Raw genomic sequence first — 13,063 nt, 5'->3', positions numbered from 1 at the left:
TTTATAATAATTCCACTCCGGTTCCGCTACCATTCGCATAATTGATTTTACCGAATTCCATAGTGACACCTCGCGCAATATCTTCGCTCAGTAACAAGGGACCATCCATATCGACATAATCCAATTCAGGTAGTAGTTGTGCAATGGCAGAAATACCCACAGTAGATTCGGTCATGCAGCCTGCCATGGTGCGTAACCCCAAGCGTTTGGCTTCTTGAATCATGCGTCTCCCAGGTGTGAGCCCACCACATTTTGCTAATTTGATATTAACTCCGTGAAAATGATGGTAACATTTTGCCACATCTTCTTCTTTGATACAACTTTCATCTGCAATTATTGGTAAAGCAGAATGTTTATAAACTTCTTTATGTCCTTCCCAGTCGTCTGCCTTTAGAGGTTGTTCTAAAAATTCGACCCCCAGTTTTTTTAATGCGATCGAATTCTGAATCGTTTCATCGACTCCCCAACCACAATTGGCATCAATTCTAAAAATAGCATTACTGTGTTGACGAAGAGTTTTGACAATGGCAATATCTTCTTCGGTTCCCAATTTAATTTTATAAATAGGCCAAGGTAATTCTTCCATTTTAGCTACCATTTTTTCAATAGGAGCAATGCCAATGGTATAATCAGTTAATGGATTATTTTCGGTGGTGTAATTCCATAATTCATACAACTTCTTTCCTTTTTTGCGTGCATATAAATCATTATATGCATTGTCCAAAGCGCATAAAGCAAACAAGTTGTCTTTTAAATAAGGATAAATTTTGGCCCAAAACCCTTCGGGAGTTTCAGTTCCTGAAGTTTCAATGATAGGTCTGATTTTTTCCAAATCTGCGATCATCATGGGTACCGTAATATTGTAATAGGGATTCGAAGAGGCTTCACCAAAACCAGAGAATTCTCCATCAATTAAAGTCACAATCACGCAGGGTTGCACATCAATGGACTTTCTGGAAATGGTAAAAGTGTGTTTTAATTTAAGGTCGTAGGCTTTTAAAATCAGTTCCATAAACTAAAGAATTAAGACGCTTGTTCTTGTAATTTTTTGATTTCGTCACGTAATTTGGCTGCCTGCATAAAGTCCAAATCTTTGGCTGCTTTTTCCATTGATTTGCGCTTTTCGCGAATTAATTTATCAATTTCTGCTTTGGTTAAATAAGCGGTTTCAGGCTCAGCAGCTACATTTAAAGTATGTCCCAATTCGTATTCCACCAATGGGTTTTTGGTAAATGCCGAATCAATTTTTTTATTCAAAGCCTGTGGAACCTGATTATTTTCAATATTGAAATTAATCTGTTTGGTTCTTCGGTAATTGGTTTCATCAATAGTTTTTTGCATGCTATCGGTAATTTTATCCGCATACATAATGGCTTTTCCATTTAGGTTACGTGCGGCACGTCCAATGGTTTGGGTTAACGAGCGATGACTTCGCAAAAAACCTTCTTTGTCGGCATCTAAAATGGTTACCAAAGACACTTCAGGTAAGTCCAAACCTTCCCGCAATAAGTTGACACCAATCAATACATCAAACAATCCTTTTCGTAAATCCTGCATGATTTCGATGCGTTCCAAAGTATCCACATCCGAATGAATATAACGACAACGAATAGACACTTTAGTCAAATATTTGGCTAATTCTTCAGCCATTCTTTTCGTCAAAGTGGTGACTAAAACACGCTCGTCTAATTCGCAGCGTTGTTGAATTTCTTCGATCAAATCATCGATCTGATTCAAACTTGGTCGCACTTCAATAATGGGATCCAATAGTCCCGTTGGTCGAATGACTTGTTCTACAACAACGCCATCTGTTTTTTGCAATTCATAGTCAGCTGGAGTCGCCGATACATAAATCACTTGATTTTGCATGGCTTCAAATTCTTCAAATTTCAACGGTCGGTTGTCCATAGCGGCAGGCAAACGGAAACCGTATTCAACTAAGTTTTCTTTTCGACTTCGGTCACCGCCATACATAGCATGCACTTGCGATAAGGTAACGTGACTTTCGTCTACCACCATTAAAAAGTCTTTTGGGAAATAGTCCAGTAAACAAAACGGTCGTGTACCAGCTGCTCGGCCGTCAAGGTAACGAGAATAATTTTCGATGCCGGAGCAATACCCCAATTCTCGGATCATTTCCAAATCAAAATTGGTGCGTTCTTCAAGGCGTTTCGCTTCCAAATGCTTGCCAATTTCTTTAAAATAATCGACTTGTTTGACCAAATCTTGTTGGATTTCCCAAATGGCATTTTGTAGCACATCGGGTGAAGTCACAAACATGTTTGCGGGATATATAGTAAGTTTTTCAAACTTCTCTAACACTTGGGCATTTTTAACATCAAAGCTCTCGATTTCTTCGATTTCGTCCCCAAAGAAATGAATACGAAAAGCGTCATCCGCATAACTTGGATAAACTTCCACCGTGTCGCCTTTAATTCGGAAGGTTCCTGGAGTGAAATCGGCTTCGGTTCGGGAATATAAACTCTGAACTAAACTGTGTAGTAATTTGGTTCTGGATATCGCTTGATCGCGTTCTAAAGCTATCACGTTTTTTTGAAATTCTACGGGATTTCCAATACCGTACAAACAGGAAACCGAAGCTACTACCAAAATATCTCTTCGACCAGAAAGTAGGGAAGAGGTCGTGCTTAAACGCATTTTTTCTAGCTCTTCATTGATGGATAAATCCTTTTCAATAAAGACGCCTGTTACGGGCATAAATGCTTCAGGTTGGTAATAATCGTAGTAGGAAACAAAATATTCTACCGCATTGTTGGGGAAAAATTGCTTGAATTCCGAATACAATTGCGCCGCCAAAGTTTTATTGTGTGCCAAAACCAAAGTAGGTCGTTGCACTTCTTGAATAACATTGGCCACCGTAAATGTTTTACCAGATCCCGTAACTCCTAATAAGGTTTGGAATTGTTCGCCATCAGTAATTCCACGCGCTAATTTTTCAATAGCTTGCGGTTGGTCGCCTTTGGGTTGGTAATCTGATACTACTTGGAAATTCATTTGGTAAAGATACTTAATTCACATCAAGACACCAATGGACAAATGAGTCAAAATTGTAATTGAAAGGAAAGTTGTTCTATCTAGAATTGCCAGGCTTTTTGTTGGTCAGCAGTCATAAAGGTCCAAGCTACGAATCGACTTGTTTTTTGGCCTTGAGCCATATCGACTGTTTTTATTTCGGCAGCATTTACTTTATTTAAGGTTTTATATATAGAGGCAAGATTTTCTTTTTTGGAAACCAATGTAGTAAACCAAAGGCAATTTAATGGGTATTTTGAACTTTCATATATCATTTGAGTTATGAATTTAAGTTCGCCGCCATCGCACCATAATTCGCCATTTTGACCACCAAAATTAAGTACCGCTTTTGTAGTTTTTTGTTGGTTTAAATTGGATATTTTTCGAAGAGTTCCTTTGTTGTCTTCCTCTTCCGATTTATGGAAAGGCGGATTACAAATGGTAAACGCAAATCGATCTTCGGATGTAATGATATTTTTGAATATAAAACGCGCTTCAGTTTGTAATTGCAAACTAATGGCGTCTATTAGTTGGGGATTATTTTGAATGATTTTTTTGCAATTTTGAATCGCATATTCATCAATATCAGTTCCAACAAAACTCCAGTCGTAGGAGCTATTTCCAATTATTGGATAAATGCAATTGGCACCAATGCCAATATCCAAACCTTGCACAGTTTCGCTATGCGGTATGATTCCGTTGTTGCATGAAGCTAACAAGTCGGCGATATAGTGAATGTAATCAGCACGACCTGGAATAGGAGGACAGAGGTAGTTTTTAGGAATGTCCCAATTTTTTATTCCAAAATGCTTCGTTAATAAGGCCTTGTTCAAGGTTTTTACGGCTTCTGGATTTGCAAAATCAATTGTCTGAGTATGATACTCATTTGTAAACACAAAGTCATTGAGTTCCGGACAAGATTGAATTAATTGGTCAAAATGATAACCCGAATTGTCAAGATTTCTTGAATGTAAATTAGGTTTTTGAGGACTATTTTCGGATTGTTCTTTTTTCATTTCGTTGCAAAGATAGGCAAACTGTTTTGGAATGCTTTAATCAAAACATTCCATCAAAAGTAAATCGCCTTCTGCATGTTCGATGGTTACGATACCGTCATGCGTTACATGATTACTGCTTCCCGTTCGATAACCTAATTTTAATGAGTCGTTTTGTAAAGGATAAAATAAATTCGAAGAATGAATTCCAGTTACCTGTCCGATAGGAATTAAAGAAATGGATGTATTTGCAGTATACCATTTTTCGAATTTTTTGGGCAATAAAAATACTTTGGAATGGTCGTCCAAGAGAACAATTTTTAAACGATCACGATAGCTGGTAATTGTAGTAAGGTTGGTAATAGTATGATCGGCTCGTTTTCCAGTTGCCCAAACCACATTCACGGCTGGAATATTGCGTTCGATTAGATAGTCAAATGCTTTTTCCAAGTCGGTTTTGTTTTGATCTGGAGCATGTATAATGTCAATTGGGTATTGTTCTGTTTGGTATTTTTCGGGGTCAAAATCAGCATCAAAATCACCCAATAAAACATCTACTTTGATGTCCAATTCCATCACGCGTTCCATGGCAGCATCCAATACAACAACCAAGGGGGACCATTCTAATAACTGCCCCAATAATTCTGGTTGGCAGGCGGCACCATTGGCTATAATTAAAGCAGGCTCTTGGTCGTCTCGAACGATGTGATGTGAAGACATTGTGTACTAGTTTTAATTTTACAAATAGCGGATTTTATTTAACGGTATAGTTTACTGAGTCGTATTCACTTAATGAAAAGTATCCCAACGGAAAATTTTCTTCTTGTGTAGTGTTGATTATATTCCCTCTTACAGTTGCTGGAGGCGATTGAAAAGGTCCGCCACCACCATTACCGGCAATACTCACTAATACTGACATATAGTTAAAATAGGTTCTAGAAATACCATAATGATTGATTTCTACTTTATCACCGGATTTAATTTTATCGTTTTGAGAGATGCTGAAAAATTCATTTCCATTGTAGAATACATCTTCATCAGTATAAAAATTGGAGATTACTTGACTAGAATAGGTATAACGGTATAGGTAGTAATTTTTCACATCCGAAGGGTCGATATAATGTGCTTTCAATTCAATGTTTTTTCCACCAAAACCACCATTATTATTTTGTTCCACTTTCATTATAGTAGCAACGGGTTGCAGTACTTCTTGCGCGGTATAGGTGTTTCCATTGTATCGAATTGACAAACGGTAGGTGTCGCCAATTACGGGAATAAAATTCGAACACTTATATTCACCTGTGTTGGGTACTTCAACAAAAGTAAAACTTTGATTCGCACTATTTTGAACAAATACTGTCGCTCCTTTCACATAATTTGGAGAATCACTGTAATAATCTGTTGTGGTGCTTAATTTTATTTTTTGGATATTACCGGTAGTTCCTTTTTTCCATGTTAAAGCAGCTTCCACTACCAGTTTCGGCGTTCCTGATTGAAGATCTAATGGAATCACTTCTTCACAACCTAAAAGCGATAAACAAGTAATTATAGTTAGTAATGAATATAATTTTCTCATGACGTTTAAAATTTAAAATTATAGCTTACAGCTGGTACCATTCCGAAAATTGAGGTTTTTACCGCTTCATTATTTCCAGTCTCACTATTTTGTCTAAAGTTAATTGCCGCAGCATTCTTTCGATTATATAGATTATAAATACTAAATACCCATTCTCCTTTCCAGTTTCTGTTGTCATTTTTTCTTGGGGTTAAGGTAGCAGAAATGTCTAAATGATGGTAGGTGGGTAATCGATTTTCATTTCGCAATCCATAACTAGGAATTGTTATTCCAAGATATTGATATTGTCCATTTGGATAGGTAACGGGCTGACCCGATTGTAAGGTAAAGTTGGCTCCAAAGGACCATTTTTCATTCAGTAAATACGAACTGGTTACCGCTAAATTGTGTAATTTATCATAGGCCGATTTGTACCACTGCCCATCATTTATTCCGCTTTCTGAACTAGTTCTTCCTGGAGTTTGTTGTTCTGAACGCGAGAGTGTGTAGGAAATCCAACCGTTAAGGCGACCTTCATTTTTCTTTAGCATTATTTCTAATCCATAGGATCTCATTTGTCCATTTAAAATAACTTGTTCCAACGCATTATTGGCGATCAAATCGGCACCGTCAATATAATCAATTCGGTTTTGTACTTTTTTATAATAGGTTTCTACTTCCAATGAATACAGATCATTGTTGAAATTTGTAAAATAGCCTAATGCCACCTGATCCGCTATTTGGGGTTTGATGAATGCATCGCTTGGCGTCCAAACATCTAGTGGTGTTGGAGAAGAAGTATTGGATACCAATTGAAGGTATTGTACCATACGATTATAACTCGCTTTGACTGATTGATTGTCGTTCAATTGATAGGCCGCAGAAAAACGGGGTTCGAGGTAATTGAAGCTTTTCATTACCTTATTTTTATCGAAAGTGGTTTTGCCAATTGGACTTGCTTTCTCATAAATCTGAAGCTCAGGATTGAATATAACAGGGTTGTTATTGGCGTACACATTTAGGTCAGATTGGCCTAAACGGTAAAATAAACTATAACGCAATCCGTATGAAATAGAAAGACTTGAACTAATTTCTTGATCGGCATTAATATACATTGCGGGTTCAAAAGCATATTTTTTGTCCAGCTGTGAAAAGTTAATTCCTGAATTACTGTCGGAAGGTTTAATGATTCCAGGATTGAAATCATAATAAATGGCATTAATACCATAATTGAGTTTAAAACGATCTGAAATGTAATTTTTGAAATCGTATTTAATATTGTAATTTTTAATTCCCGAATCCCATTTGAATCCTACAAAATCCAAATCAAGTCCGTAATAATAATCGGAATAAATTAACGAAAGATTTGAAAAAAGTTTGTTAGAAAACAAGTGGTTCCATCTAAGGTTTAATGTTGAATTTCCGTAAATATTGGTAAAACTATTGGCTAAGCTGAAAACATCTCGACCAAAGTACCCGGATAAAAACAAATTATTATTGGGGTTGATTTTGTAACTCAGTTTTGTGTTTAAATCGTAAAAATAAGCAGCGTTATCTTTTTGATCTTCAGAGAGTTTTAGGAATAAATGAGCATACGAACTTCGGCCGCCAATTAAGAAAGAACCTTTGTCTTTTACCAAAGGACCTTCAAGTAACAAACGACTTGATATTAATCCAATTCCTCCATTAGCACTGAATTTTTTACTGTTCCCATCTTTTTGATAAATATCTAATACTGAAGATGCTCTTCCTCCAAAACGTGCTGGAATGCCACCTTTGTACAATTTTAAATCTTTGATTGCATCGGGATTAAAGACAGAGAAAAAACCAAAAACGTGCGACGAATTAAAAATAGTTGCCTCGTCCAATAAGATTAAATTTTGATCTGCACCACCACCGCGAACATTGAATCCCGAAGCGCCTTCGCCCGCATTAGTTACACCAGGAAGTAATAAAATAGATTTTAAAACATCGACTTCTCCTAGTACTACTGGCATTCTTTTGATTGCCGATATCGAGAGTTTGTTGACACTCATTTCTGGTTTTCGAATGTCTATTTTGGATTTAGTGTCGGTAACAATTACTTCCTTCAATGTATTCTCTGCTGAGTAGAGTTTGAAATTTGTTTTAGTATTCTGTTGCAATTGAATTTTCTCTTCCAGCGAGTTGTAGCCCATGTAACTTATTCGAATAGTGTAGGAGCCTTTTGGAACAGTTATAGAGTAAAAACCATATTCATTTGTAGTTATTCCGGTTTTTAATTCAGGGATGTATAAGTTGACCCCAATTAAGGTTTCATTACTATTGCTATCGCTAACAGTTCCACTTAAAGTAAATCGTTCCTGAGCAGTCAGCGAAAAGCTGCATAATAGCAGTAAAAAGAGTAGGCTAATTTTTTTTGAAATCATCATTTGATTTTTCATTTGAATCCGATACAAATTTCATTAAAAGTAATAACATTTAATGAAATTAAACGTTAAAAAAAAGGCAACTAAATTAGTTGCCTTTATAAGTGTATATAATAAAGTTGATTAAGCGATTTTTGCTAAAATAGCATTGAATGTTTCGCTTGGTCTCATGGCTTTAGTAGTCAATTCTGGATTAGGTTGGTAGTAACCACCAATATTTTGTGGTTTTCCTTGTGAACCAATTAATTCTGAATTGATGGTAGTTTCATTTTCAATCAACGCTTTAGCAATTGGAGTAAAAGTTGCTTTTAGTTCAGCATCTTTGTCTTGTGCAGCCAAAGCTTCAGCCCAGTACATTGTTAGGTAGAAATGAGAACCACGGTTGTCAATTTGTCCAACTTTACGTGCTGGTGATTTATCGTTAGCTAAGAATTTTTCTGTGGCTACATCTAAAGTCTCTGCTAATACTAATGCTTTTGGGTTGTTAAGAGTTTGGCTTAAGTGTTCTAAAGAAGCACCTAATGCTAAAAACTCTCCAAGTGAATCCCAACGTAAATAACTTTCGTCAGTAAACTGTTCTACGTGTTTTGGAGCAGATCCACCTGCACCGGTTTCAAACAAACCGCCACCATTCATTAATGGAACGATAGATAACATTTTAGCAGAAGTACCCACTTCTAAAATTGGGAATAAATCGGTTAGGTAATCACGCAATACGTTTCCGGTTACCGAAATAGTGTCTAATCCTTTAATGATTCTTTCTAAAGTTGCTTTTGTTGCAGCTATAGGAGATAAGATTTGAATATCCAAACCTGTAGTATCGTGGTCTTTTAAGTATTTTTGAACTTTTACAATTAATTCTCTGTCGTGAGCTCTATTTTCGTCTAACCAAAAAATAGCTGGAGTATTAGACAAACGAGCTCTGTTTACCGCTAGTTTAACCCAGTCTTGAATTGGAGCGTCTTTGGCTTGACACATTCTAAAAATGTCTTTTGCTTCCACCGCTTGTTCCATTAAAACAGTTCCATTGGTATCCACTACGCGAACAAGTCCGTCTGCGGCAATTTGAAACGTTTTATCATGAGAACCATATTCTTCCGCTTTTTGAGCCATCAAACCTACGTTAGGGACACTTCCCATTGTAGTTGGATCAAAAGCACCATTTTCTTTACAAAAATCGATAGTAGCAGTATACACTCCCGCATAACAACGGTCTGGAATTATTGCCACTGTATCTTGTTGTTTTCCGTCTTTGTTCCACATTTGTCCTGAAGTACGAATCATAGCAGGCATTGAAGCATCTACAATTACATCCGAAGGTACTTGAAGGTTGGTAATCCCTTTTTCAGAGTTTACCATAGCAATAGCCGGTCCGTTTGCAATAGCTTGATTGATGGCAGCTTCTACTTCGGCTTGTTGTGCGTGTCCTGCAATTTTTGCATAAACATCACCTAAACCGTTTCGGGTATCGATATTCAATTCAGCAAATAAAGCAGCATATTTTTCAAAAACGTCTTTGAAGTATACTTCCACGATAGCGCCAAAAATAATTGGATCAGAAACTTTCATCATGGTAGCTTTTAAGTGAACAGAAAGCAATAGACCTTGTTCTTTAGCTTCTTGGATGGTTTTGGCAACGAATGATTTTAAAGCATTTAAGTTCATTACAGAACTATCAATAATTTCTCCTGCTTTTAATGGCGTACTCGCTTTTAAAACAGACGTGCTTCCATCTTTTCCTACGAATTCAATTTTTACATCTGTAGCCTCTGCAACAGTAACTGATTTTTCACTTCCGTAAAAATCACCAGTTTCCATTGAAGCCACATGAGTTTTTGAGGTTGACGACCAAGCTCCCATAGAATGCGGATTTGCTTTGGCGTAATTTTTTACTGCTTTTGGCGCTCTACGATCAGAGTTTCCTTCACGTAAAACTGGATTTACAGCCGAACCTAATATTTTAGCGTATTTTGCTTTGACACTTTTCTCTTCTTCTGTTTGAGGATCTTCTGGGAAATCAGGTAAAGCATAACCATGCGATTGTAATTCAGCAATGGCTGCTTTTAATTGAGGAACTGAGGCAGAAACGTTAGGTAATTTAATAATGTTCGCTTCAGGTGTGGTAGCTAGCTGACCCAATTCAGCTAAAGCATCTCCAGTTTTTTGATTATCTGAAAGATATTCTGGAAAATTAGCTAAAATTCTTCCTGCTAGGGAAATGTCTCTTGTTTCAATTTCAATATCGGAGGTTCCTGTGAAGGCTTGAACGATAGGTAAAAAAGAATAAGTTGCTAACAAAGGGGCTTCGTCTGTAAGCGTGTAAAAAATTTTGGATTTCTGTGCCATTATTTTGTATTTAAAATCGAATGTTTTTAATGTTTTGCTACTAAAACGTTTGCGTTGTTTTTTTTAGCGGGGCAAATATAGGAAAATCAGATGTAAAAATAAGTCGCATTGGTTGATAAAAACGAATATTTAAAGGGATTAAACACCTTATTTGCAAATTGTTATTTTTAGGGTGATAAAATTCCTAAATTGAGAATTTTAAGCTCATTTTATGTCAAAAAAAAGTCCCACATTGTGGGACTTTAATAAATTCAAGAGGATATTAGAATCTTCTTTTATCTTTAATTTTTGCTTTTTTACCAGTAAGTTCTCTGAAGTAGAAAATTCTAGCTCTACGTACAGCACCTTTCTTATTGATTTCAATTTTTTGCAAAGCTGGTAAATTAACTGGGAAGATACGCTCTACTCCAATTGCTCCAGACATTTTACGAATAGTAAAAGTTTCTGTATTTCCAGAACCTCTTCTTTGAATCACTACTCCTTTAAAAAACTGAGTTCTAGTTTTTTCACCCTCTTTAATTTCGTAGAAAACAGTAATTGTGTCTCCAGCTCCGAAATCTGGGAAATCTTTTCTTGTTACGAATTCGTCTTTAACGAATTTCATTAAATCTGCCATGATAATTTTAATTATGGTTTAATATAGAGCAACATTCACGGTTCTCGCCAGAGGTTGGTCTAATGCGGCTGCGAAATTAAATATAAATTTTGAATATTAAAGAAAAAACACAAAAAATATTCAATTACTCTTCTAATAAGTCAGGTCGGCGATTTTTTGTATGCTCATAGGCTTTGTCTTCTCGCCATTGATCAATTTTGGCAAAATTGCCACTAGTTAAGACTTCAGGTACTTTCCATCCTTTATAATCGGCTGGACGAGTATAGATAGGGCCGGATAATAAACCATCTTGAAAACTGTCGGTTAGGGCGGAGGTTTCATCACTCAAAACGCCAGGTATCAATCGGATCAACGCATCCGATACAACTAAAGCGCCTAATTCACCACCACTTAAAACATAATCCCCAATCGAAATTTCTTTGGTGATAAAATGATCACGCACCCGTTGATCAACTCCTTTATAATGTCCGCATAAAATGATAATGTTTTCATACATGGACATCGTATTAGCCATTTTTTGGTTTAACGTTTCTCCATCGGGCGACATATAAATGATTTCGTCGTATTCTCTTTCACTTTTTAAATACGTAATACAAGCATCAATAGGTTGTACTGTCATGACCATTCCGGCACCACCTCCAAAAGGATAATCATCGACACTTTTTTGCTTGTTGGTAGTATAGTCGCGTAAATTATGAATATGAACTTCTACCAAACCTTTGTCGATAGCGCGTTTCATAATGGAAGCTTCGAATGGGCTTCGTAATAATTCCGGTAGAACAGTTATAATATCTATACGCATTTCAAATAGTTGCAAAGTTGGAAGGGTCAAAGGTACAAAGTTTAAAGTATTTTTTATAATGAATATCTTAATACAAGTTGGTTCATGCGTGAGGGATAGTAGTGACATCCTTTTAAACTGCGAATTTTTTTTGAGCGGTTTAAAAGATAGAACGAATAGCCCGACCGTAGCGATTGCGAAGGGCACGCCCAAGAAGTTTTTGTCATTTCTATATTATTGTTGTAATTTTGCGCATCAATAAAAATCAACAACAATGGAAAACGGAATATACGCTAAATTCAATACCGCTAAGGGTTCAGTTTTAGTAAAATTAACACACGATTTAACGCCAGGAACAGTAGGAAACTTTGTGGCTTTGGCTGAAGGGAATTTGGAAAATAAAGTAAAACCTCAAGGAACTAAATATTATGACGGTTTAACATTTCACCGTGTTATCCCTGATTTTATGATTCAAGGAGGTTGTCCTCAAGGAACTGGAACTGGAGATGCAGGATACAAATTTGATGATGAATTTCACCCTAGTTTGAAGCACGATCGTCCGGGAGTTTTGGCTATGGCTAATGCTGGTCCGGGTACCAATGGGTCTCAATTTTATATTACGCACGTGCCAACTTCTTGGTTGGATGGTAAACATACTGTTTTTGGTCATGTGATCGAAGGGCAAGAGGTTGTGGATGCGGTGGCTCAAGGTGATCTATTAGAGTCTTTAGAAATAATTAGAGTAGGTGCAGAAGCAGAGCAATGGAATGCAGTAGAAGCTTTTAGAACTTTTGAAGGTTCTCGTGCCAAACGTATTGAAGCGGAACGCGCTGCTGCTGAAGCTGAAATGGAAAAGTTAGCTGCTGGTTTTGAAAAAACTGAAAGTGGTTTGCGTTACCAATTTATCCAAAGAGGATCTGGTAAAAAAGCAGAAGACGGTAAAACAGTATCGGTACACTATTCAGGGCAATTACCTGACGGAAAAGTGTTTGATAGTTCCTACGCACGAAAAAAACCAATCGAATTTCCATTAGGTAGAGGTAATGTGATCGAAGGTTGGGATGAAGGAATTGCCTTATTGCAAGTGGGTGATAAAGCTCGATTTGTGATTCCATCACACTTAGGATATGGTTCTCGCGGTGCTGGAGGAGTGATTCCGCCCAATGCTACTTTAATCTTTGACGTAGAGTTGATGGATGTAAAATAATCCATTTAATTTAATAGTATAAAATCCCAAAGCAGTCGTTTTGGGATTTTTTTTTATTCCATTATTTAACTGGTTTGTATAGAGTGATTTATTCCTATTTTATTTTACATTTGTTTGTCTAA

At 36.6% G+C, this 13,063-nt stretch carries 10 protein-coding genes; 1 reads left to right on the top strand and 9 read right to left on the bottom strand.

Annotated elements, in window-relative coordinates:
- Position 1: 1 nt before the first annotated feature.
- From LPC21_RS09490 to trmD, 9 genes are all read right to left on the bottom strand, one after another.
- A complete protein-coding gene (locus tag LPC21_RS09490; RefSeq protein WP_229316939.1) occupies positions 2 to 1,012 on the bottom strand; it encodes a dipeptide epimerase in 1,011 nt (336 codons plus the stop codon).
- A gap of 11 nt (positions 1,013 to 1,023) precedes the next feature.
- Complete coding sequence (gene uvrB, locus LPC21_RS09485; protein ID WP_229316938.1) at positions 1,024 to 3,015, bottom strand: excinuclease ABC subunit UvrB; 1,992 nt, start codon at positions 3,013 to 3,015, stop codon at positions 1,024 to 1,026.
- 80 nt (positions 3,016 to 3,095) lie between these two features.
- On the bottom strand, positions 3,096 to 4,049 hold the full coding sequence (rlmF, locus tag LPC21_RS09480) for a 23S rRNA (adenine(1618)-N(6))-methyltransferase RlmF (protein ID WP_229316936.1): 954 nt from the start codon (positions 4,047 to 4,049) through the stop codon (positions 3,096 to 3,098).
- Positions 4,050 to 4,085: 36 nt separating this feature from the next.
- Positions 4,086 to 4,748 carry a thiamine diphosphokinase gene (locus LPC21_RS09475; RefSeq protein WP_229316934.1) on the bottom strand — a complete coding sequence of 221 codons (663 nt, stop codon included), beginning with the start codon at positions 4,746 to 4,748 and terminating at the stop codon, positions 4,086 to 4,088.
- Between the two features lie 34 nt (positions 4,749 to 4,782).
- A complete protein-coding gene (locus LPC21_RS09470; protein ID WP_229316932.1) occupies positions 4,783 to 5,604 on the bottom strand; it encodes a DUF4249 domain-containing protein in 822 nt (273 codons plus the stop codon).
- 5 nt (positions 5,605 to 5,609) lie between these two features.
- Positions 5,610 to 7,991: a TonB-dependent receptor gene (locus tag LPC21_RS09465; protein WP_229318585.1), complete on the bottom strand. Its 2,382-nt coding sequence runs from the start codon at positions 7,989 to 7,991 to the stop codon at positions 5,610 to 5,612.
- Positions 7,992 to 8,114: 123 nt separating this feature from the next.
- On the bottom strand, positions 8,115 to 10,337 hold the full coding sequence (locus tag LPC21_RS09460) for an NADP-dependent isocitrate dehydrogenase (RefSeq protein WP_229316930.1): 2,223 nt from the start codon (positions 10,335 to 10,337) through the stop codon (positions 8,115 to 8,117).
- Positions 10,338 to 10,599: 262 nt separating this feature from the next.
- Positions 10,600 to 10,953, bottom strand: coding sequence for a 50S ribosomal protein L19 (gene rplS / locus LPC21_RS09455; protein ID WP_229316928.1), 354 nt, complete (start codon positions 10,951 to 10,953; stop codon positions 10,600 to 10,602).
- Between the two features lie 124 nt (positions 10,954 to 11,077).
- Positions 11,078 to 11,755: a tRNA (guanosine(37)-N1)-methyltransferase TrmD gene (gene trmD, locus LPC21_RS09450; protein WP_229316926.1), complete on the bottom strand. Its 678-nt coding sequence runs from the start codon at positions 11,753 to 11,755 to the stop codon at positions 11,078 to 11,080.
- Between the two features lie 253 nt (positions 11,756 to 12,008).
- On the opposite strand from trmD, the gene LPC21_RS09445 reads away from it, so the two are divergent.
- Entirely contained in the window at positions 12,009 to 12,941 is a 933-nt protein-coding gene (locus LPC21_RS09445; protein ID WP_229316924.1) for a peptidylprolyl isomerase, read from the top strand.
- Positions 12,942 to 13,063: the final 122 nt, after the last annotated feature.

This window comes from Flavobacterium ammoniigenes (genome assembly GCF_020886055.1).
Classification (GTDB): domain Bacteria; phylum Bacteroidota; class Bacteroidia; order Flavobacteriales; family Flavobacteriaceae; genus Flavobacterium; species Flavobacterium ammoniigenes.
The sequence above is the reverse complement of the archived record's forward strand: the minus strand, read 5'-3'. Positions and strand labels throughout refer to the sequence as shown.